21 protein-coding genes and 1 riboswitch are annotated in these 21,518 nt (G+C 70.6%); of the genes, 9 read left to right on the top strand and 12 right to left on the bottom strand.

Features of this window, described 5'->3' with window-relative positions; genetic code table 11:
• Positions 1–6: 6 nt before the first annotated feature.
• Complete coding sequence (locus ACYJSS_RS27205; RefSeq protein WP_021219615.1) at positions 7–504, top strand: single-stranded DNA-binding protein; 498 nt, start codon at positions 7–9, stop codon at positions 502–504.
• Between the two features lie 246 nt (positions 505–750).
• Positions 751–2,088, top strand: a complete 1,338-nt coding sequence (locus ACYJSS_RS27200) for a hypothetical protein (protein ID WP_236206022.1) — start codon at positions 751–753, stop codon at positions 2,086–2,088.
• Here ACYJSS_RS27200 and ACYJSS_RS27195 read toward each other — a convergent pair.
• From ACYJSS_RS27195 to cobG, 8 genes are all read right to left on the bottom strand, one after another.
• Positions 2,076–3,287, bottom strand: coding sequence for a PepSY-associated TM helix domain-containing protein (locus ACYJSS_RS27195; RefSeq protein ID WP_236206021.1), 1,212 nt, complete (start codon positions 3,285–3,287; stop codon positions 2,076–2,078). The genes ACYJSS_RS27200 and ACYJSS_RS27195 overlap by 13 nt on opposite strands.
• Before the next feature lie 80 nt (positions 3,288–3,367).
• Positions 3,368–5,776, bottom strand: a complete 2,409-nt coding sequence (locus ACYJSS_RS27190; protein ID WP_236206020.1) for a TonB-dependent siderophore receptor — start codon at positions 5,774–5,776, stop codon at positions 3,368–3,370.
• A gap of 80 nt (positions 5,777–5,856) precedes the next feature.
• Entirely contained in the window at positions 5,857–6,840 is a 984-nt protein-coding gene (locus ACYJSS_RS27185; RefSeq protein ID WP_111261943.1) for a FecR domain-containing protein, read from the bottom strand.
• Positions 6,837–7,337, bottom strand: coding sequence for a sigma-70 family RNA polymerase sigma factor (locus ACYJSS_RS27180; protein WP_111261942.1), 501 nt, complete (start codon positions 7,335–7,337; stop codon positions 6,837–6,839). The genes ACYJSS_RS27185 and ACYJSS_RS27180 overlap by 4 nt, the downstream gene beginning before the upstream one ends.
• A 150-nt stretch (positions 7,338–7,487) precedes the next feature.
• Entirely contained in the window at positions 7,488–9,143 is a 1,656-nt protein-coding gene (gene cobJ, locus ACYJSS_RS27175) for a precorrin-3B C(17)-methyltransferase (RefSeq protein ID WP_373875140.1), read from the bottom strand.
• Positions 9,143–9,904 carry a precorrin-2 C(20)-methyltransferase gene (locus ACYJSS_RS27170; RefSeq protein WP_236206019.1) on the bottom strand — a complete coding sequence of 254 codons (762 nt, stop codon included), beginning with the start codon at positions 9,902–9,904 and terminating at the stop codon, positions 9,143–9,145. Before ACYJSS_RS27170 ends, cobJ begins: the two co-directional genes overlap by 1 nt.
• A complete protein-coding gene (locus tag ACYJSS_RS27165; protein WP_236206018.1) occupies positions 9,904–10,530 on the bottom strand; it encodes a precorrin-8X methylmutase in 627 nt (208 codons plus the stop codon). Before ACYJSS_RS27165 ends, ACYJSS_RS27170 begins: the two co-directional genes overlap by 1 nt.
• Positions 10,527–11,876, bottom strand: coding sequence for a precorrin-3B synthase (cobG, locus tag ACYJSS_RS27160; RefSeq protein ID WP_373875139.1), 1,350 nt, complete (start codon positions 11,874–11,876; stop codon positions 10,527–10,529). The genes ACYJSS_RS27165 and cobG overlap by 4 nt, the downstream gene beginning before the upstream one ends.
• A 76-nt stretch (positions 11,877–11,952) precedes the next feature.
• A riboswitch (cobalamin riboswitch) is annotated at positions 11,953–12,142 on the bottom strand.
• Positions 12,143–12,223: 81 nt separating this feature from the next.
• Here cobG and cbiE point away from each other — a divergent pair.
• From cbiE to ACYJSS_RS27135, 5 genes are read left to right on the top strand one after another with little or no spacing between them, the layout of a single operon-like run.
• The gene (gene cbiE, locus ACYJSS_RS27155) at positions 12,224–13,429 is read left to right on the top strand and encodes a precorrin-6y C5,15-methyltransferase (decarboxylating) subunit CbiE (protein ID WP_459480952.1); all 1,206 of its coding nucleotides are present in this window, start codon (positions 12,224–12,226) and stop codon (positions 13,427–13,429) included.
• Positions 13,430–13,488: 59 nt separating this feature from the next.
• Entirely contained in the window at positions 13,489–14,586 is a 1,098-nt protein-coding gene (locus tag ACYJSS_RS27150) for a cobalt-precorrin-5B (C(1))-methyltransferase (protein WP_236206015.1), read from the top strand.
• Entirely contained in the window at positions 14,583–15,314 is a 732-nt protein-coding gene (locus ACYJSS_RS27145) for a cobalt-precorrin-6A reductase (RefSeq protein ID WP_236206014.1), read from the top strand. The genes ACYJSS_RS27150 and ACYJSS_RS27145 overlap by 4 nt, the downstream gene beginning before the upstream one ends.
• Complete coding sequence (locus ACYJSS_RS27140) at positions 15,311–16,027, top strand: (2Fe-2S) ferredoxin domain-containing protein (protein ID WP_236206013.1); 717 nt, start codon at positions 15,311–15,313, stop codon at positions 16,025–16,027. The genes ACYJSS_RS27145 and ACYJSS_RS27140 overlap by 4 nt, the downstream gene beginning before the upstream one ends.
• 11 nt (positions 16,028–16,038) lie before the next feature.
• On the top strand, positions 16,039–16,200 hold the full coding sequence (locus ACYJSS_RS27135) for a type II toxin-antitoxin system CcdA family antitoxin (RefSeq protein ID WP_111261933.1): 162 nt from the start codon (positions 16,039–16,041) through the stop codon (positions 16,198–16,200).
• A 4-nt stretch (positions 16,201–16,204) separates the two neighbouring features.
• On the opposite strand, the gene ACYJSS_RS27130 is transcribed toward ACYJSS_RS27135, so the two are convergent.
• On the bottom strand, positions 16,205–16,351 hold the full coding sequence (locus ACYJSS_RS27130) for a hypothetical protein (protein WP_236206012.1): 147 nt from the start codon (positions 16,349–16,351) through the stop codon (positions 16,205–16,207).
• 7 nt (positions 16,352–16,358) lie between these two features.
• Between ACYJSS_RS27130 and ACYJSS_RS27125 the strand changes: the two genes are divergently transcribed.
• Positions 16,359–16,661, top strand: a complete 303-nt coding sequence (locus ACYJSS_RS27125) for a hypothetical protein (protein ID WP_236206011.1) — start codon at positions 16,359–16,361, stop codon at positions 16,659–16,661.
• Positions 16,662–16,727: 66 nt separating this feature from the next.
• Here ACYJSS_RS27125 and ACYJSS_RS27120 read toward each other — a convergent pair whose 3' ends face one another.
• The 3 genes from ACYJSS_RS27120 to ACYJSS_RS27110 form a co-directional block, all read right to left on the bottom strand.
• Positions 16,728–17,870 (bottom strand): MFS transporter, encoded by a 1,143-nt coding sequence (locus ACYJSS_RS27120; RefSeq protein ID WP_236206010.1) that lies wholly within the window; start codon positions 17,868–17,870, stop codon positions 16,728–16,730.
• A 356-nt stretch (positions 17,871–18,226) separates the two neighbouring features.
• Positions 18,227–18,859, bottom strand: a complete 633-nt coding sequence (locus ACYJSS_RS27115) for a vWA domain-containing protein (protein ID WP_236206009.1) — start codon at positions 18,857–18,859, stop codon at positions 18,227–18,229.
• A 20-nt stretch (positions 18,860–18,879) separates the two neighbouring features.
• Positions 18,880–19,878 (bottom strand): ATP-binding protein, encoded by a 999-nt coding sequence (locus tag ACYJSS_RS27110; protein WP_111261929.1) that lies wholly within the window; start codon positions 19,876–19,878, stop codon positions 18,880–18,882.
• A gap of 522 nt (positions 19,879–20,400) precedes the next feature.
• Here ACYJSS_RS27110 and ACYJSS_RS27105 point away from each other — a divergent pair.
• The gene (locus ACYJSS_RS27105) at positions 20,401–21,489 is read left to right on the top strand and encodes a 3-deoxy-7-phosphoheptulonate synthase (RefSeq protein ID WP_236206008.1); all 1,089 of its coding nucleotides are present in this window, start codon (positions 20,401–20,403) and stop codon (positions 21,487–21,489) included.
• The last annotated feature ends 29 nt before the right edge of the window (positions 21,490–21,518 follow it).

The following is a 21,518-nucleotide window of genomic DNA, read 5'->3' as shown; positions in this document are numbered from 1 at the left end:
AACGTTATGGCCCGTGGGGTTAACAAAGTCATTCTGGTTGGCAACGTCGGCGGCGATCCCGAAGTCCGCTACATGCCCAACGGCAACGCCGTGACCAACGTCACCCTGGCCACCAGCGAAAGCTGGAAGGACAAGCAGACCGGCCAGCAGCAGGAACGCACCGAATGGCACCGCGTGGTGTTCTTCGGCCGCCTCGCCGAGATCGCCGGCGAATACCTGCGCAAGGGCTCGCAAGTCTATGTCGAAGGCACCCTGCGCACCCGCGAATGGGAAAAGGACGGCGTCAAGCGCTACACCACCGAGATCGTCGTCGACATCAACGGCCAGATGCAGCTGCTCGGCGGTCGTCCCGGCAACGATGGCGACTCCGCCCCGCGTGCCCCGCGCCCGCAGCGTGAGCCGCAACAGTCCGCCCCGCGCGAACAACAGCAGCGCCCGGCTCCCCAGCCTGCCGCCCAGCCGGCCCCGGACTACGACAGCTTCGACGACGACATCCCGTTCTGATTCGAGCCGTCCGGCACAGACAAAGGCGCAGCCCCCCGGCTGCGCCTTTTTCGTTTCGGGAGGAGGAAAGCGGCACCCGGCGACCCGGTTATCCACAGCCGGCCTTCACCTGTCGGATCAGCCTGCAGCCCGCGTGGGGCGGGACTTTGTGAACGCAACATCACATTCAGCCCGGGCTCTGGACGCTGGAAAACCGCCTCTATAGGCTTGCCCACCATTCCATCGACCGCCCTCCCGGAACCCACCATGCAACTCAATGGACTGACCGCCGTTCTGCTGCTGGCCGGCCTGCCCCTGTGCAGCATCGCCAGCCCCTACCAGACCCTCGCCCGTGACGCGGAAAGCAGTGCCCGCTGGGGCTTGCTCGGCAGTGCCGCCGAGCAGTACCGCGCCATCCTCGCCGACCCGGGCCTGAGCGCCAGCCACCCCCGCGCGCGCCTGGCCCTGGCCAAGGTCCATGCCGACGCCCTCGACTACCCGGCCGCCAAGGCCGAACTGGCGCGGCTCAAGCAGGACGCCCCCGACTCCGCGGAGGCCAGGGAAGGCGCCAAGCTGGCCAAGCGCATCGCCAGGAAGCTCAAGACCCACACCTTCGGCGGCCGCGTCGCCGTGGCCCGGGTGCATGACACCGACACCGCCAACGCCAGCGCCGGCATGACCCAGGACCCCTCGTTCGATGACGAGGACGACGAAGACGAAGACATGGACGACATGGCCTTCGAGGACGACGACAGCCTCGACGACCTGCTCGACGACATCGACCTGGACGAGGACGACCTGGACGACGACGGCGAGGAGGAGGACGACGACACCGCGCCCACCCCGGTCGCCAAGCCCAAGTCCACCGTCCACGACAACCGCTGGCAGGCCGCCGGCAGCCTGCGCTACGGCTACGGCTTCGACGACCGTGGCAGCCGCTGGAACCTCGGCGCCAACATCGCCCAGGCCCGCCAGGACGACCGCGACGAACTCAACCGGCAGACCTGGGCGGTCTCCACCGGCCCCACCTTCGTCATCCCGGCCTGGCGCCTGAAGATCAACGCCGCCGTCACCTACCTGCAGCTGTACAAGGACCACCAGTACGACCTCTCCAGCACCATCTGGTCACTGGGCGCCAGCCACAAGCTGAACCGCGTGCTGGAGCTGTACACCCGTTACAACTACGAGAACCGTGGCCTGGAGAACGACAGCCCGCTGGACATCGACGTCGACACCTTCAAGGTCGGCACCCGCTTCAAGCCCACCGGCAAGGACAGCTTCGACCTCAGCTACTCGCCCAAGGTGGAAGACAACGACACGCGCAACAAGGACAAGGAGCAGGAAGGCTGGAAGATCAGCTACGCCCGCAAACTGCCCTGGGACAGCTTCGCCAGCGTCGCCTACAGTCGCCGTCACACCGACTTCAAGCACGACCCCTCCGGCAAGGAAGAGGACGAGACCAAGCACGTCGTCACCCTCGGTCACACGCTCACCAAGGGCCTGGTGATGACCCTCAGCTACGAGCACAAGGACAAGGACTCCAACCTGCCCGGTCGTGACAAGAACAACGAAAGCACGGCCCTCGGCCTGAGCTATAAGTTCTGACCGAAAGCGGCTCGCCGCCCCTCGCGGGCGCGGGCCGCACTGGCGCGCCGGGCCTGCCGCTTGCGCCACCAGATGACCACGCCGGTGACGCTCAGCCCGGCGATGGCCACCCCCAGCAGCGCGATCACGATGCGCCCCGGCAACCCCGCGATGCGCCCGCCGTGGATCGGTGCCTGCAGCCGGTAGAAGCGTTCACCCGGAGTGCCGCGCCCGGCGATTTCCTCCCCGATCAGTCGACCGTCGGTGCCATGGAAGAACAGCCAGGACTTGTCCAGCGGGTTGGCCTCGTGGCCCCCGAAACCGGCGCCGAAGAAGTTGTACTCGACGCTGTAGTACAGCTCGCCGATCGCCCCCTCGATGCCCTGCCGCTCACCTTCCGCCTGCGCCAGCCGGTAGATGCGCTGGTAATCCATCTGTGTCTCGCCCAGCTGTTCGCGGGGCATCTGGCTGCGCCGGTGGTAGGTGCTCGGCGGCGCCTCGGAGAACAGCGACACCACCGGCTTGAACACCGGCTCCGGCAGGTTCATCGCCACGCTGCTCACCGCCACCGGCAGGAGCAGCAGCCACAGCCAGAGCCCACCGGCCCGGTGCTGGTCGAGGGTGCGCCGGTAGCGTGCGGCGCCGCGCTTGAGCGTCCAGGCCGTCCACCACTTCTTCAGGAAGGGGCGGCCACGGGGCAGGGTCAGCCAGGCGCCGGCGAAGCAGTCGATGACCCAGAGGATCGCCACCAGCCCCATCAGGATCAGCCCCCAGTTGCCCGGCAGCGCCAGGGTGTAGTGGAACTCCAGCATGAAGGGGATGAAGTTCTGCGCCTGCAGGCAGCAGGCGCCCCACTGGCGCATGCCCAGCTCGGCGCCGCTCACCGGGTCCAGGTAGATCACCCGGTGGTGCAGGTCGTAGGGCGCGCCGGTGGCCGGGTCGATGCGTGGCACCGCCGCCATCAGCGCGGCGTGGCCGGCTTCGTCCGGCACCTCCATGTACCAGACCTGCAGGCGCGGCTCGGCGTCCTCGATGCGCTGCACCAGTTCGCCGGGGGACAGCAGCGGGCCCTGCGCAGGTGCGTGGTAGAAGGCCGGGTTCAGCCATTCGTCGATCTCGTGCTGGAAGGCCAGCAGGCTGCCGGTGAGCCCGGCGAGGACGAGGAACAGCGCGGTGGCCAGGCCGAGGTAGCGGTGCAGCAGGACGAGAAGAGGGCGCATGGATGCTCTCCTGTGGATAAGTCGATCACGCAAACGCACGAGCCCACCCCGGTGCCGGGGCGGGCTCGTTCAAGCACCGGTCAGAACTGGTAGCTGAGGGTGGCGGTGACGTTGCGCTGCTCGCCGAAGTAGCAGAAGTCCAGGCTGTAGCAGGAGGCGATGTAATCCTCGTCCAGCAGGTTGTTGGCGTTCAGGCTGATGTCCATGCCCTTGAGCCCCACCTTGCCCAGGTCATAGCCCACCAGCGCGTCGATCAGGGTGTAGGAGGGCACGTGCAGGGTGTTGGCCCGGTCCGCCCAGCTCTGGCCGACGTAGCGCGCGCCGAGGCCGGTGCGCAGGCCGTCCAGGGCGCCGGCGTCGAAGCTGTACTCGCCCCAGATGGAGGCCATGTGGCGCGGCGCCTGGTTCGGTGTGTTGCCCTGGGTGCCGTCCAGCGACTTGGAGTAGGTGATGTCGGTGAAGGTGTAGCTGGCCAGCACCTTGAGGTTCCTGGTCACCTGGGTGTTGGCTTCCAGTTCCAGGCCCTGGGAGCGCACCTCGCCCACCGGGGTGTACCAATCCTGCTGCGGCAGCTTGGAGGCGACGTTCTGCTGGACGATGTGGAACAGCGAGGCGGTGTACAGGCTGTCGCTGCCCACCGGCTGGAACTTCACCCCGGCCTCCCACTGCGTGCCCTCGGTGGGTTCCAGCGGCTTGCCGGCCTGGTCCGAATAGGCGTTGGGGTTAAAGGATTCGGAATAGCTGATGTACGGCGCCACGCCGTTGTCGAACAGGTACAGCGCGCCGAGGCGGCCGGTGAACTTGCTGCGGCGCTCGTCCGACTTGCTGCCGGCGGTCAGGTTCTTGTCCGAGACCTCCACCCAGTCCTCGCGCAGGCCGATGGAGAAGCGCCACTGGTTCAGGTCGATCAGGTCCTGCAGGTAGAGGCCGGTCTGCTCCAGGCGGCGGTCGTGCTCCACCTGGCCGTAGCCCACCAGGGCATCGTTGCCGTACACCGGGTTGAAGGCGTCGATCGGCGCCAAGGCGGCGGAGCCCCATTCCACGTTGGTCTTGCGCTTCTGGTAGTCCAGGCCCATCAGCAGGGTATGGCGCAGGGTGCCGGTGTCGAATTCGGCCTGGACCATGTTGTCGACGATGTAGGCCTTCAGGTCCTCGGTGGCATCGGTGTAGTAGCGGTTCAGCTCGGTGGGCGAGGCCCAGCCATAGGCGTACGCCTGCTGCATGCTCACGTCGGAGCTGAGGTAGCGGAAGCTCTGGCGCGCGGTCCATACGTCGTCGAAGCGATGCTCCAGCTGGTAGCCGAACATGCGCTGGGTGCGGTCGAAGGCTTCCAGGCTCGGTTCGCCGTCGAAGAAGTCGCGGCCGATGCGCTGGCCGCCACGCTGGTACAGGGTGCCCTCGGCCGGCACGCCGCCGTGGTAGCCGCCGTTCGGGTCGTGCTGCAGGTAGCTCTGCAGGGTCAGGCTGGTGTCTTCGCTGAAGTCGATGGAAAGGGTAGGCGCGATGGCATAGCGCTCCTCCTTGATGGAGTCGAACTGGGTGTCCGACCCCTCGCCCAGGCCTACCACGCGGTAGGCGATGCGTTTGTCCTCGTCCAGCGGGCCGCTGAAATCGAAGCCCGCGCCCTTTTGGCCCATGTTGCCCACGCTGGCCTGCACCTGGTGGTAGTCCTCGTAGAGCGGCTTCTTGCTGGTCAGCGCCACCAGGCCGCCCGGCAGGCTGCGGCCATAGAGCACCGAGGAGGGGCCCTTGAGCACGTCGATGCGCTCGAGGAAGTACGGGTCCACCTGCAGCGAGCTGTAGGTACCGCTGTCGCCCATGGTCTTCAGGCCGTCGAGGTAGACGTTGTCCACGCTGTTGTCGGCGAAGCCGCGCATGACGATGTAGTCGTAGCGGTTCGAGGCGCCCACCTGGCCGGTGAAGATCCCGGGGGTGTAGCGCACCGCCTGCTGCACCGTCTTCGAGCCCTGGTCGTCGATCTGCTCGTGGGTCACCACCGAGACGGTCTGCGAGGTTTCCAGCAGCGCCTTGCTGGTCTTGGTGGCGATCTGGCTGTGGGTGGCCAGGTAGCCTTCCTCGCTGCCCAGCGCATTGCCCAGGGCGAACACCTGGGTCGACGGCACCTCCAGCGCGCCCTGGGTCTTCACCTCGCGCAGCACGTAGCTGCCATCGCCCAGGCTCTCGGCCTGCAACGGCGTGTCGCCGAGCAGGCGGCCCAGCGCGCCGTCCACCGACCAGGCGCCGTTCAAGCCCGGGGATCGCAGGCCACGGGTCTGCTCCGGGGTGGCGGAGAGGTTGATCCCGGCTTCGCGGGCGAAGCGGTTGAGCACCTCGTCCAGCGGCCCGGCGGGGATGGCGTAGCTGCGGCTGGCGGCGCTCGTGGCGTCCTCGGCGAAGGCCGGTGCGCCCGGCAGCGTGGCCGCCAGCGCAGCGGAAAGCAGGGCGCCGCGTACGGCAAGGGCGAGGCGGGAGGCGCGAGGTGCGGTCATGAAGGCTTCCGTGAAAGGCAAAAGTTAATGGGATTCATTCCCTTTGCCGGACGTTGCGGAAAAACCCGCCAAAAAAGATTTCAGGCCCTGGCCTGTACCGTCACCCACCAGCGGGTGCGGTAGTGCACCTCCACCGGCAGCGTGCGGGTCAGGAGCTCCAGCAGCTTGTCGGTGTCGTCCAGGCGGTACACGCCGGAGAGGCGCAGGTCGGCGATGGCCTCGCTGCAGGCCAGGCGGCCGTTGCGGTAGCGCGAGATTTCGGCGAGGAAGTCGGCCAGGCGCATGCCACGGGTGACGATCAACCCGTCGGCCCAGGCGGCTGCGTCCATGTCCGGCGCCTCCAGCGCGCGTGCGGCGTACTCGCCGACTTCGAAGCGCTGGCCGGCACCGGCCACTGCAGCGCCGGCACCGGCCAGCGGGGCGATGCTCACCGTGCCCTCGGCGACGCTCAGGCGGGTGGCGGCCTGCTCCTGGCGGACCACGAAGCGGCCACCCAGGCTCTCGAACAGGCCATGGCGGGTGCGCACGCGCAGGGGGCGCGAGATGCCCGTCGTGGCGTCAGGGCCGCTGTCGACGAGGATCTCGCCACGCTCCAGGAGCACCAGGCGCTGATGCTCGTCGAAGCGCACATCCACCGCGCTGTCGGTGTTCAGGTGCAGTTGCGTGCCATCGGCCAGCGCCACGTGGCGGCGCTCGCCGACGGCGGTGCCGTAGTCGGCGCCCAGGCGCGGCCAGGGCGTCAGGTCGCGGGCCAGCCACAGGGCGGAACCGCTGACCATGGCCGCCGACAGCAGCTTCAGGGCCTGGCGGCGGCGCAGGCGCTGGGCCGAGGTTTCCAGGGTCTGCATCAGCGTGCCGGCGCCGGGCACGGCTTTCAGCGAGCTGGACAGTTCGTCGTCCAGCACCTGCACGCGCTGCCAGGCCTGTTCATGGTCCTGGTGAGCGGCGCGCCAGTGGTCGCAGGCGCGCTGCAGCTCGGCATCACCGCTGGCGGAGCGCAGGCGCACCAGCCAGTGGATGGCCTGGCGCACCACCTGCGCATCGGTCTGGGGCGAGGCGCTCATTCGGCGAAGCGCAGCTGGTAGCAATGGAACAGGGCGTCGGCGACATGGCGCTCCACCGAACGCAGGGAGATGCCCATGCGCTCGGCCACCTGCACATGGGTCAGCCCCTCGCACTGGGCCAGCAGGAAGGCGGTGCGCACCTTCGGCTTCAGGCCATCGAGCAGGCGCGCGATGCGCTCCAGCAGCTCGAGGATCTGCTCGCGCTCCTCCAGGCTCGGCGTCTGCGCCTCCGGCAGGTGGGCGAGGGATTCCAGGTAGGCCCGTTCCAGCTCCTCGCGGCGCCAGTGGTCGATCACCAGCCCCCGCGCGACGGTGCGCAGGAAGGCGCGTGGCGTGGCGATCTCCAGCTGCTCGCGGCGGGCGAGCAGGCGCAGGAAGGTGTCCTGGGCCAGGTCGGCGGCATCGGCGGCGTTGCCGAGGCGGCCGCGCAGCCAGTTCTTCAGCCAGCCGTGATGGTCGCTGTAGAGGCGTTGCACACTGAGATGGGGAGACGACATGGGGTCACCGAAGAATCGGTAGCAAATGAAAATTAATCGCATTTTCTTGATGCGCGAAGGGATTTGCAACGTTGGCGTGCAGGAAAAGGGCGGCCGGTCATGTCGAACCGTCCGCCCTTGCTTCGCGTCCTGCCAGGTGCTGGTGCCGCCTCAGCGATACCAGCGCGGGGTGTACACCCAGTCCGGGCCGTCGGGGCGGGGAATGCGCCGGGTCAGTGACGAGCCGATGATCACCAGGGTGCGCATGTCCACCTGTTCCGGGCGCAGCTCGCCGAGGCTGGTGAGCGTCAGCGCCTCGGCCGGGCGACCGATGTCGCGGCCCAGCACCACCACCGTTTCCGGGCGGCGGTGGCGGGCGACGATTTCCAGCGCGCGGGCCAGCTGCCAGGGGCGGGCCCTGGAGATGGGGTTGTAGAAGGCCATGGCCAGGTCGGCGGCGCCGGCGTGGTCGAGGCGCTGCTCGATCACCTCCCAGGGCTTGAGGTTGTCCGAAAGCGAGATCAGGCAGAAGTCATGGCCCAGGGGCGCACCGGCCTTGGCGGCGGTGGCCAGGGCGGCGGAGACGCCGGGGAACACCTGCAGCTCCACCTGCAGCCAGCGCGGGTCGCGGTTGTCGTCCAGGGCTTCGAGCACGGCGGCGGCCATGGCGAACACCCCAGGGTCACCCGAGGACACCACCACCACCCGGCGCCCGCTGGCGGCCAGCTCGAAGGCGTGGCGGGCGCGTTGCAGCTCCTCGCGGTTGTCGGTGCAGTGCAGCACCTGCTCCGGGCGGAAGGGCCCGGCCATGCGGATGTAGGTCTCGTAGCCCAGCAGGTCCTCGGCCTCGTCCAGGGCGCGGCGCGTGGCCGGGACCATGAACTCGGCGGCGCCCGGACCCAGGCCCACCACCGTGAGGCGGCCACGGCGCTGGCCGACGCGCTCCACCTCCAGCGGCTGCGCGGCGCGGTACAGGCGGATGCCGGAAAGGTGCTGGTGCAGGGGCGGCAGCGCCTTCTCGTCGATCACGAAGCGCAGCGGCACGCCGAGTTCCTCGGCGCTGGCGGCCAGCGTGGCGTCGGCCATGCGTTCGGGGGCGGCCAGCAGGCAGGCGAGGGCGCCACCGGCCAGCCCGGCGGTTGCCAGGGCCTGGCGCACGCCGGCTGCATCCGCATCACCGTCGATGCGCGCGGCCACCACGCGGGGGTGGATCAGCAGCTCGTCGCGGGCTTCCACGCGCTGCTCGGCGGTGACATGGATGACCCGCCGGGCCTGTTCCGCCAGGGGCAGGTTCGCCGCCTCCAGCCAGGGTGCCTCGCCCTCGACGCGGACGGGCTCGCCACCCAGCAGGTCGGAGACGAAGCGCTTGCCCTGCTCGATATCGGCCAGGGCATAGCCGGCTGGCGGTTCCAGCAGGCAGGTGCCGAAACGCAGTTCGCCGCTGGTGGTGATGGCCGGGGCCACCTCCAGTTGCGCGGCGATCTCGCGGGCCATGCGGTTGACCCCACCGAGCCCGCCCAGCAGCGGCACCACGGCGCTGCCGTCCTCGGCCACCGCCAGCACCGGCGGCTCGGCGCCCTTGCTGGCCAGTTGCGCGGCGAGGCTGCGGATGAGGATGCCGGCCGCGCACAGGGCGATGATCGGCCTGTCGTCGCGGTAGAGCCCGCGCATGGTCTCGCCGAACTCGGCATAGGTCGCGTCGGCACCCTCGACGCGCCCGGCCAGGCCGAGCACGCGGGCCTGTGGATAAAGCGCCTGGATGCGCCGGGCGACGGGCAGGCCGCCCTGGCCGAGCAGCAGGATGGCCGGGGCCTTGCGCGGGTCCATCAGCCTCTCCACTTCTGGCCGGGGACCAGGATCATCGAGAAGTAGGGCGAGGCCATCGGGTCCACCTCGTGCAGCGGCACGATGCGCTGGTTGCTCATGGTGGCGCGCTCCACGTAATGGGCGCGGCCGTCCAGGCCCAGCTCGCCGAGCACCCGGCGCACCTTGTCGAAGTTGCGCCCGAGCTTCATCACCACCGCCGCTTCGGCGTCCGCCAGGCGCGCTTTCAGTTCATCCTCCGGCAGCACGCCGGAGAGCACCGAAAGGCTCTGGTTGCGGTACACCAGCGGCACGCCGAGCACTGCGGCGCTGCCCAGCATGGAGCACACGCCCGGCACCACCTCGGCCTCGTAGCGCCCGGCCAGGCGGTCGTGCAGGTACATGTAGGAGCCGTAGAAGAACGGGTCGCCCTCGCAGATCACCGCCACGTCGCGCCCGGCGTCCAGGTGCTGGGCGACCTGCTGGGCGGCGGTGTCGTAGAAGTCGCTGATCACATCCTCGTAGGAGAGCGGCGGCTCCAGCTTCTCGGTGGTCACCGGGTAGACCAGGGGCATGCGCAGCTGCGACGCCACCAGGTGCTGCTCGATGATGCCGAAGGCATTGCCGCCCTGGCCCAGGTTGGCCTTCGCCTTGGCCACGAAGTAGCCGACCACGGGGGCCGACTGCAGCAGGCGCAGGGCCTTGAGGGTGATGAGCTCGGGGTCGCCGGGGCCCACGCCCAGTCCGATCAGCCGGCCCTTGCCGGAACGTGCCTGCGCACCCATCACTCCACCTCCGTGGCCAGGGCGTTGATCGCCGCTGCGGCCATCGCGCTGCCGCCACGGCGACCACGCACGATCACGTAGGGCACGCCACGGCTGTCGGCGTCGAGCATGTCCTTGGATTCCGCCGCGCCGACGAAGCCCACCGGGAAGCCGAGGATCAGCGCCGGCCTCGGCGCGCCGGCGTCGAGCATCTCCAGCAGGTAGAAGAGCGCGGTGGGCGCGTTGCCGATCACCACCACGCTGCCTTCCAGGTGTTCGCGCCAGTGTTCCAGGGCCACCGCCGAGCGGGTGTTGCCCAGCGTGCGGGCGAGCTCCGGCACGCCGGCGTCGTTGAGGGTGCAGATGACCTTGTTGTCCGCCGGCAGGCGCGCGCGGGTCACGCCCTCGGCCACCATGCGTGCATCGCAGAGAATCGGCGCGCCTGCGGCGATGGCGGCGCGGCCGGCGGCACCGGCACCGGGGGAGAAGCGCAGGTCCTGCACCACGTCGACCATGCCGCAGGCGTGGATCACGCGCACGGCGAGCTTCTCCAGGTCCGGCGGGATGGCGGAGAGGTCCGCCTCGGCGCGGATGATGGAGAAGGAGTGGCGATAGATCTCCTGACCATCGCGGATGTAATCGATCATTCGGTGGAGCTCCAGCTGTCAGGCGTGGCGGCCAGCCAGGCGGCCGCCGCGTGTATGTCCAGGTCGCGCGCCAGCGGGCGGCCGAAGCCACCGGCGCCGTCGTCGCGTCGATAGAGGTCGTAGTGGCCGTCGCCCGTGGCCAGCAGCGTCAGCGGCGCCACATGGGCGGCGGCGCAGGAGCGCGGGCAGCCGCACAGGTGCACCCGCGCGCCGTCGGGCAGTGTGGCGGCGAGTGTCAGGGCGTCGGCCTTGGTGTCGGCCAGGCCCTTGGCGCAGCCGGCCGACCCGGTGCAGGCCTGGAGGCGCGCCAGTGGCGCGTCGGCCTCGGTGCACAGGCCCAGGGCGGCGAGCCCGGCCAGCAGCGGGGCGGTTTCCCGCTCCGGCACGTTGGGCAGCAGCACGGATTGCCAGGGCGTCATGTGCAGGCTGCCGTCGCCGTGGCGCCGGGCCAGTTCGGCGAGGGCCAGCAACTGGCCGGCCTGCAGGCGCCCCAGGGGCGGGAGGGCGCCGACCAGCCACAGCCCGGCCTGCGCCTGCGGCAGCACGCCGATGGGGCGCAGGTCGGTGGCGACGCGGCGCCAGCCAGCCGCGTCCTGCAGGGTAAAGGGCAGGCGCTGGCGCAGTTCGGCCAGCAACTGGCCGGCACCCAGGCTGCCGAGCAGGTCGCGCATGCGGGCCTGCTGCGGCGCGGCCCGTTCGAGGAAGAGCTCCAGCAGCGCTTCCACCAGGGCCGGCACCTGGGCGCCGGGCACCGCCGCCAGGGCGGGCGCGTCGCTGGCCTCGCGGGGTGGGCAGCCGGCCAGGCCGAAGGCGAACAGGCCGTCCTTGCCGGGCTCCATGGCGGCCAGCCAGATGTCGTTGGGGTGGTCGAGCATCGCCAGGGCCTCGCCGCCGTCCAGCAGCAGGGCGAACTTGGGCGAGAGCACGTGGAAGCGCGGGTTGTCCTCCAGCAGGGCCAGCAGGCGCGTGGCCAGTGGGCGGACGTCCTGCAGCGCGCTCGGGTCGAGCCCGGCGGCGGGGCTGACCATCAGGTTGCGTACATCGTCCGCACCCGGCGTCGCAGCGCCCAGGCCGATGGCCAGCAGCTCGGCGATCAGCGCCTGTTCGCGGCCCGGATGCACGCCGCGGATCTGCAGGTTGGCGCGGTTGGTGGCCTCCAGCACGCCGCCGGAATGGCCGTGGGCGGCCAGCGCCAGGGCCTCGGCGGCACCGGCTTGCAGGCGGCCGCAGGGCAGCTTGATGCGGCAGATGCCGCCGTCCTTGGCCGGGACGATGCGCAGCAGCCCCGGGCAGGCCGAGGGGCGGACGGATGGAGCGCTGGAGGGAGCGTGGTTCACCGTGGTCACCGGGTCAGTTGCCGCGGCGACCGTGTCCCCCCGCAAGGGAACCCTGGCACCGAGACACCCCGCTCGATGCGTGCACACGCGACTGGTGTCACCGGCAGGTCTCCTGGCTGGCAGGTCGGTATCCGTCGCGGCCTTCCCGGTTTCCCAGTGGCACGGATCGCGAGGACTCGCTGCATACAGTTGCGGGGGCAGCCACGGCTTTGACCGTGTTCCCTCTTAGGCCGGGCGCAGTGGGCGCTCCGGCAACCGGTGAAGGGCGCTATTATGCCCGCTTTGCGCGGCTGTGGGATGCGGCTGGTTGTCGGATGCCCAACGGACGCGGCACGGTCGGATACGAGGAAAACTGCATGCAGCCCTGGCTGACACTGGTGGGGATAGGCGAGGACGGCTACGCCGGCCTGGGCAAGGCTGCGCGCCATGCCCTGCTGGCCGCCGAGGAGGTGGTGGGGGCGCCGCGCCAGCTGGAATTGCTGCCCCGCTGCATCCGCGCCCGGCGCAGTACCTGGCCCAGCCCCTTCTCCCTGGAGCCGCTGCTGCAACGGCGTGGCGCGCCGCTCTGCGTGCTGGCCAGTGGTGACCCGATGCTGTTCGGCGTCGGTGCCAGTCTCGCGCGGCAACTGCCCGCCGACGAGCTGCGCGTGCTGCCGGCCCCCTCATCCGCTTCCCTGGCCGCAGCGCGCCTGGGCTGGCCGTTGCAGGACACCACGCTGGTCTCCCTGGTGGCGCGCCCGTTGGCGGCGCTCAACCTCCATGTGCATGACGGCGCCCGCCTGCTGGTGCTGAGCAACGATGGCGAAAGCCCCGCTGCCATCGCCGCGCTGCTGGACGAGCGCGGCTTCGGCTCCAGCGCCATCACTGTGCTGGAGCACCTGGGCGGCCCGGCCGAACGGCGCATCGACGGCGTCGCCGGGGACTGGTCCGCCACCCGGGTCGCGGCCCTCAACCTGGTCGCCATCGACTGCCGTGCCGGCGAGCAGGCCCGGCGCCTGCCGCTGACCTGCGGCCTGCCCGACGACGCCTATCGCCATGACGGCCAGCTAACCAAGCGCGACGTGCGCGCCATCACCCTTGCGCGCCTGGCGCCGCAGCCGGGGCAGCTGCTCTGGGACGTGGGCGCCGGCAGTGGCTCCATCGGCATCGAATGGATGCGCGCCCATCCCACCTGCCGTGCCATCGCCATCGAGGTCGACGAAGGCCGCCAGGCGCATATCCGCCATAACCGCGACGCCCTCGGCGTGCCCGGCCTGCAACTGGTGGCCGGCCAGGCCCCCGCCGCACTCGCTGGCCTGCCCGCGCCGGATGCGGTGTTCATCGGCGGCGGCGTCACCGAGCCCGGCGTGCTGGAGCAGTGCTGGGACCGGCTCAGGCCCGGCGGCCGCCTGGTGGCCAACGCCGTGACCCTGCAGAGCGAGGCGGTGCTGGTGGCCTTCCGCGACGCCCATGGCGGCGAGCTGACCCGCATCGCCATCGCCCAGGCCCAGCCCCTGGGTGGCTTCGATACCTGGCGCTCGGCCTTGCCGATCACCCTCCTCGAGGTGGTGAAGCATGCGTAGGTGGGTGCCGAGCGCAGCGAGGCCCAACGCTGCCGAGTCTTGCCCTGCGCGAGCCCGCCATGCGTGACGAAACCCCCGAGCAGCCCGCGCCCCTGCGCAGCGGCTACACCACCGGCAGCTGCGCCACCGCCACCAGCCTGGCAGCGGCGCGCCTGCTGCTGGGCGGGGTGGCGAGCGACGCGGTGGAGATCGTCCTGCCCAAGGGCCAGCAGGTGCTGATGCGCCTGGAGTTCTGCCGGTCGATCGACGGCGGCGCCGAGGCCGGCACGCTCAAGGACGCCGGCGACGACCCGGACGTGACCCACGGTGCGCTGATCTACGCCCAGGTGCGCCTGGCCGACGAGCCCGGGGTGCGCTTCCACGCCGGCCCCGGCGTCGGCACCGTGACCAGGCCCGGCCTGACCCTGGCGGTGGGCGAGCCGGCGATCAACCCGGTGCCGCGGCAGATGATGACCGAGCACCTCACGCAACTCGCGCTGGAGCACGGCCACCCCGGCGGCTTCGAGGTCACCGTCTGCGTGCAGGGCGGCGCCGAGCTGGCGCTCAAGACCATGAACCCGCGCCTGGGCATCCTCGGTGGGCTGTCGATCCTCGGCACCACGGGTATCGTCCGGCCCTTCTCCTGCGCGGCCTACATCGCCTCCATCCATCAGGGCATCGACGTCGCTCGCGCCAACGGCTTCACCCACCTGGCCGCCTGCACCGGCAATGCCAGCGAGGACGCCATGCGCCGGCGCTACGGCCTCGACGACACCGCCCTGATCGAGATGGGCGACTTCGCCGGCGCCGTGCTCAAGCACCTGCGCAAGGCGCCGGTGGAAAAACTCAGCCTGTGCGGCGGCTTCGGCAAGATCAGCAAGCTGGCCGCCGGGCACATGGACCTGCACAGCCGCAGCTCCAGCATCGACCTGCCACTGCTCGCCGAGTGGGCCGCCGGCCTGGGCGCCGATGCCCAGCTGCAGGACGCCATGCGCGGCGCCAACACCAGCCAGCAGGCGCTGGCGCTGGCCCACGCCGCCGGGATACCCCTGGGCGATGCGGTCTGCGCCCATGCCCTGGCCTTCGCCCGCCGCACCGTCCCGGCCGGCGTGGCCCTGGAAGTCTTCGCCATCGATCGCCAGGGCAACCTGGTCGGCCAGGCGCTGGAGCGACCATGACGCGCATCCTCCTGCTGGGCGGCGTCACCGAGGCCCTGGCCCTGGCAAGGCGCCTGGGCCCCGAGCACGTCTACAGCCTCGCCGGCCTCGGCAAGGTGCCGACGGACCTCGACTGCCAGGTGCGTGTCGGCGGCTACGGCGGTGCCGAAGGGCTGGCGCGCTACATCGACGAAGCCGGTATCGGCCTGCTGCTCGACGTGACCCACCCGTATGCCGCGCGGATCAGCCACAACGCCGCCCGCGCTGCCGGGCTCGCCGGCATTCCCTGCTGGGCCCTGCGTCGCCCCGGCTGGCGCGCTAGCAAGGGCGACGACTGGCGCGAGGTTGCCGATTGGGCCGGGCTGGTCGACGCCCTGGCCGCCTTCCAGCGTCCCTTCTTCACCCTTGGCCGCGAACCCCTGGAGCACCTCGGCGAGATTCCTGCCCACCAGCACTGGACGGTGCGCTGCCTGCAGGGACAGGCACCGGGCGAGCGTTTCGAGGTCATCGCCTCGCGCGGGCCGTTCGGCCTGGACGAGGAGCGCGCGCTGTTCGATCGCCTCGGCACCGACGTGCTGATCAGCAAGAACAGTGGCAGCCAATCCACCGAGCCCAAGCTGCAGGTGGCCCGCGAGCGCGGCCTGCCGGTGCTGATCCTCAAGCGCCCCGAGCTGCCTCCGGTCACCCGCGAATTCGATTCCCTCGACGGCCTCTGGCAGGCCCTCGTCCCCCAACTGGAAACACCATGACCCCCACTGCCTATGCCCGCGTGCTGTTCGCCGGGCCCGACCTCGGCGAAGGCGCCTTCGCCGAATTGTTCCGCCGCCAACTGACCGCCCTGCGCGGTGAGGCGGCGCTCGCCGACATCGTCGACACCGGTGCCGACTTCGACGCGCTGACGCGTGCCGTGCAGGCCAGCCCGCGCCCGCTGCTGGTGATCGACCTCGACCCGCAGTCGGGCCCGCAGCACCTCGACTGGCTGCGTGGCGAACTGGGCCGCCTCGACGCGCCCGGGGAACTCTTCGTCGCCAGCCTGCTGGGCCAGTACGACAGCGACCCGGCCGGCGCCGCCTGCGCCCTCGTCGAGCGCCCCGACCTGCATCTCGCCTGCGTCGGCGTGCCGGACCTGCCGGCCAGCCACGCCTGGTCCTGCATCCCGCCCCATGCCCGCCGCCTGCTGCTGTGCAACGGCCCGCGCTGCACCCGCCGTGGCGCGCTGCCGCTGTGGAAGAAACTGCGGGAAACCCTCAAGGCCGCCGGCAAGCTGGAGTGCGAGGGCGGCGTGCACATCACCCGCACCCAGTGCCAGTTCCCCTGCGACCTCGGCCCCACCGCCAGCCTCTACCCGGAAGGCGAGTGGTACCGCATCCGCGACGAGGCGCAGGTGCTGCGCTGGGTGCAGGAACGAATAGTCGAAGAACGGGCGGTGCCGGATATGCTGACCAGCCCGGGCCCGCTTTGAAGGAGAGATCGATGAAACGCGACGACACGCGGGAAGACGCCCGGAACAGGGCTGATACGACTCAAGTGAGCAAGGCGCAAGCCTGGCTGCTGGCCAACCGTGAAGCCATCGCCGCCTACAACCGGCATGTGGACGAGCACGGCGTGTTCAGCGATGGCGTACGCCGCTTCTGATGGCTCAGCCGGGCTGTCCTTCTCCTGCCGGCAGGGCGGGTTCGCTCAGGCGATAGAGCGTCCAGGCCGAGGCGCCGATGATGAACAGGGCGAGTAGGTTGACGCTGATGTCGTAGCCCGGCGCCAGGCCCAGGCCGTAGGCGATCGACACCGGGCCGGTGAAGTTGAAGAAGAACTCGGGGGTCTGGAATGTGCAGCTCTGCGGGCAGGTAGAGCAGGGCGATGAAGAAGAACGCGGTGGGGCGCTTGCGGGTGCCCAGGAAGCCCAGCAGCAACGAGGCGGCGCCCTGGATCATGTAGCAGGCCGTGGTATCCAGCGGCACCGAGACGCCCAGTGCGGCGTAGATCGCCGGCGCCATCAGGGTGGATACGCCGATGAAGATGGCGAGTACGGCCACCGTGACGCCGAGCGCCGGCACGTTGCGACGTTGCACTTCTTCCATGAAGAACTTCCGATGTGATTCGACCAGGGCGCGCAGGCTAGAGGCTGGCGGTGTGCTTGTCCATAGGCCTTGTGGAGCCCGAGCTCACCGCGCGAAACGCCCCGCCGTCAGCGGCGCCGAGAGCATCAGCGCGCCGAGGATCATGAAGGCCGTGACCAGGCCCAGGCCCTGGGCGACGAAGCCCACCAGCGCAGGCCCGGCGAGGACGCCGGCGTAGCCGACGGTGGTCAGGGCGGCGACGGCGAGATTGGCCGGCATGGTCGTCTGCCGGCCGGCGGCGGTGAACAGCACCGGCACGACATTGGCCGCGCCCAGCCCCACCAACGGGAAGCCCGGCAGGGCCAGCAGCGGGTGGGGGGCCAGCAGCAGAAGCGCGAAGCCTGCGGTGGCCAGGAGGCCGCCACCCACCAGGATGCGCCGCTCGCCCAGGCGGGCGATCAGCTTGTCGCCGCTCAGGCGGCCCACCAGCATCGCCAGGGAGAACAGCGCATAGCCGAGACCGGCGCGCGCCGGGTCGAAGCCACGTTCCTCCACCAGCAGGATGGCGCCCCAATCGAGCATCGCGCCTTCGGCGAGGAACATCGCGAACGCCAGCGCCCCGAGCAGCAGGACGATGCCCCGGGGCAGCACGAAGAAGGCGCCACCACCCCCGGAGCGAGTGCGCAGCAGGCGGGGCGCCGCGAGCACCAGGCCCAGCACGACGATCGCCACGGCCACCAGGATCGCCGGCAGGGGCGCGAGGCCGGCCGCCAGCAGGGCGGTCATGCCCAGGGAACCGGCGAAGCCACCGACGCTGAACATGCCGTGGAAGCCGGACATCAGCGGCACCGGTGCGTCACGCGTCACCTCCACGGCGTGCACGCTCATCGCCACGTCCATGGCGCCAAGGGAGGCGCCGAACAAGGCCAGGGCGAACGCCAGCAGCGCCCCCGAATCGGCCACCGCCAGCAGCGGCATGGCACAGCACAGGCCGATGCCGCCGGCCAGGATCACCGGACGGCTGCCGATCCGGCCCGCCAGCCCGCCGGCCAGCGGCATCGACAGCATCGACCCCGCGCCCAGGCACAGCAGCAACAGGCCCAGCACCGCCTCCTCGATACCCAGGCGGGCCTTGGCGTAAGGCACCAGCGGCGCCCAGCAGGCCATGCCGAAACCGGAAACGAAGAACGCCAGGCGCGTGGCGAGGCGGGTGGCTGGGCTGTCGGCGCAGGGCACGGCTTGGTTCATCGGGCATTCCGCAAAGAAAAGGGGCGGACCTTAACACGCACCCGGGGCGGGCGACGTTCGACCATCTGGTTGATGGACGATCCAGGGCACGGGTGGTTCAGGCTTCGTCGTGGCACTGACGTAGGTTGGCGCCGAGCGCAGCGAGGCCCAACGTTGCGAGGCCGGCATGTGCAACTTCGTTCACTGGACATCCGCGAGGGTGACTCGCATTCGTGGACACCTTCAGCTCCGCCCGGTGGACCGGTAAAGCGTGGTCCACCCTACGAAGTCGCGTGCCACTTACGGGCTTCTCGCCACGTAGGGTGGACATCGCTCTTTATGTCCACCAAGCGGGGCCGATCCCGAGTCTGCTTGGCTCAGTCCGACAGCGCCCGGTAGTCCGCACCCAGTTCCTCTGCCAATTGGCGGGCGCGGCCGAGGCGGATGGGGCCGCCTTCGATATCCACCAGCAGCGTGTCGCAGCCCAGCGGCTCCAGGGCGGGCCAGTCCCTGAGGCGGCCATCGGTGAGGATCAGCACGCGCTGGTGCTCCGAGGGTTTCTGTCGCTGGCGGCGCTGCAGCCAGTCACGGGCCAGGTGCAGGGCCTCGATCAGCGGGGTGCCGCCGCCGGCGCCGAGGCCATCGAGCCACTGGTGCAGCGGCGCCGAGGCCTTGCTGCCTTGCCACAGCCAGCGGGGTTCGCGGCCGGTGGCGTGGAGCACGGCGAGGCGGGTGCGCTGGCGGTAGGCGGATTCGAACAGCCCGGCCAGCAGGCCCTTGGCGCGGGACAGGGCACCGTGGCGGCGGGTGGAGGCGGAGGCGTCCACCAGCACCAGCCAGAGCGCATCGGGGCGTTGGCTGCGCGGGCGGCGGACCAGGTCGTGGGCCTTGCGCGGGCGACCTCGCAGCAGGGTGGGCAGCCACTGGATGGCACCGTCGCGCCCACCACGGGCCGGGCCGCTGCGGCCGTTGGCGAGTGTCCCGGGGCCTGGTCTGGCATCCGCGCCCATGACCCGGCGCGGGCGGATGCTCAGGGCTTTTTTGGCCAGCCCGGCAGCTCGCGTCGGGAGTCGGTGGGCACCGGCTGGGCAGGCAGCTCGCCCCACTGGCCTTCGCCTGCGGATGCCTGGGGTTGTGCAGCGCCGGGGGGCGTCTGTGGCGGCTGGGCGGAGGAGGGCGCCTGGGTTCGACGGTGGGCCAGGGCGAAGTGTTCGACGGCGTCGATATCGGCGCGCGCGATGCTTGTCGCGCCCCGCCAGGCGGCATGGGCGCGAGCCGCGCGCAGCCACACCAGGTCGGCGCGCAGGCCGTCGACACCGGCGTCGAAGCAGCGCTGGGCGATCTCGTCCAGGGCGCCGTCATCCAGGGGAATGGCGGCGAGGCGTTCGCGGGCGTCCTGGCAACGACGAGCGAGGGCCTGCTGCTCGCCGCTCCACTGGGCGACGAAGCCCTGCGGGTCAGCGTCGAAGGCCAGGCGGCGACGCAGGATCTCGGCGCGTTCGGCCGGTTGCGGCTGGCCGTCGAGGCCGACCTTGAGGCCGAAGCGGTCCAGCAGCTGCGGGCGCAGCTCGCCTTCCTCGGGGTTCATGGTGCCGATCAGCACGAAGCGCGCGGCGTGGCGGTGGGACAGGCCGTCGCGCTCCACCAGGTTGACCCCGCTGGCGGCGACGTCCAGCAGCAGGTCCACCAGGTGGTCGGGCAGCAGGTTCACCTCGTCGACGTAGAGCACGCCGCCGTGGGCCTTGGCCAGCACGCCGGGGGAGAACTGCGCACGGCCTTCGCCCAGGGCGGCGTCGAGGTCGAGGGTGCCGACGATGCGCTCCTCGCTGGCGCCCAGCGGCAGGGTGACGAAGATGCCTTGCGGCAGCAGGTCGGCGATGCCCCGGGCCAGGGTGGACTTGGCCATGCCGCGCGGGCCTTCGATCAGCACACCGCCGATGGCGGGATCGATGGCGGCCAGGTACAGCGCGAGCTTCAGCTCGTCGGCGGCGACCACGGCGCTCAAGGGGAAGTGGGGGAGCTCGGACATGACGGGTTCCTGAAAACGCATCGCGGCATGGTAGCGAAAGGCCGAACGCGTCGATAGAAATCAGTGATTGAACGGCGGCCGGCGATGCAGTAATTTGGCCAGCATTCGCTTTGGAGATCGTCATGCCGCACCTCGCTTCCACTCCGCTCACCGCTTGCCAGGCCCAACGCCCGGCACGTGCGCGCGTGGCTGCTGCGGCCAGCTATTTCTATGGGTATTGGTTTAGCCACGGGCTGGCCTGATACCTGATCAGGCGGCCCACTCCAGCAGGGTCGCCCACCAAAGCTCCACGAAACCCCCGGTCGGCAACCCGCCCGGGGGTTTTTGTTTTTCCAGGGCCCACAAGGCCAAACGCACGTAATCCGAGGATCGCACCATGATCAGCCACCGCACCTACACCCCTTATTACCGCAACGCCGACTGGCGATTTAGCCGCTTCGCCGCCGCACTCACACCCCTGAATCGAACACCCAGTTAGCGCGCCGCGCGCGGACCGATCCGCGCCGGCCAAGGATGCCCGTCATGAATTCCGTTTCCGTATCGCCCATCGCCGCCCAGCCCCTCCACGCCCTGCCGCTGGAAAGCCTGGCTTCCCCCACGCGCAGCACCCAGCCGCTGCCCACCCCCGCCGAACTGCGCCAGCGCCTGCCGCTGCACGCCGCCCTGGCCCGCCAGGTCCGCGCCCAGCGCGATGCCGTGCGCGCGGTGCTCGATGGCGACGACCCGCGCCTGCTGGTGGTGGTCGGCCCCTGTTCCATCCACGATCCCGAATCCGCCCTCGACTACGCCCGCCGCCTCGCCGCGCTGGCGCCGCAGGTGAGCGACCAGCTGCTGCTGGTGATGCGCGCCTACGTCGAGAAGCCGCGCACCACGGTGGGCTGGAAGGGGCTGGTGTACGACCCGCACCTGGATGGCAGTGGCGATATGGCGGCCGGCCTGGCCCTCAGCCGCCGGCTGATGCTGCAGATGATCGAGCTGGGGCTGCCGGTGGCCACGGAATTGCTGCAACCCCTGGCCGCCGGTTACTTCGACGACCTGCTGGGCTGGGCCGCCATCGGTGCGCGCACCAGCGAATCCCAGGTGCATCGCGAGATGGTCAGCGGCCTCGACCTGCCGGTGGGCTTCAAGAACGGCACCGACGGCAGCCTCGGCATCGCCACCGACGCCATGCGCTCGGCGGCCCATGCACACCAGCACTTCGGCATCGACGACCAGGGTCGCCCGGCGCTTGTGCAGACCGCCGGCAACGCGGATACGCACCTGGTGCTGCGCGGCGGCCACCAGGGCCCGAACCATGACGCGGCCAGCGTCGCGGCCGCACGGGCGGGGCTGGAGAAACTCGGCATCGCGCCGCGCATCCTGGTCGACTGCAGCCATGCCAACAGCGGCAAGGACCCGCTGCGCCAGCCCGCGGTGCTGGCGGAGGTGATCGACCAGCGCCTGGCCGGCCAGGACGCCCTGCGCGGGGTGATGATCGAGAGCCACCTGTTCGATGGCGCGCAGTCGCTGTCCTGCGACCTGCGCTACGGCGTGTCCATCACCGATGGCTGCCTGGGCTGGGACGGCACCGAGCGCATCCTGCGGGAGGCGGCGGCGCGGTTGCGCGGGTGATAGGGGGGCCGGGTTTGTGGTGAGGGGGA

This window comes from Pseudomonas sp. No.21 (assembly GCF_054558415.1).
The sequence above is the reverse complement of the archived record's forward strand: the minus strand, read 5'-3'. Positions and strand labels throughout refer to the sequence as shown.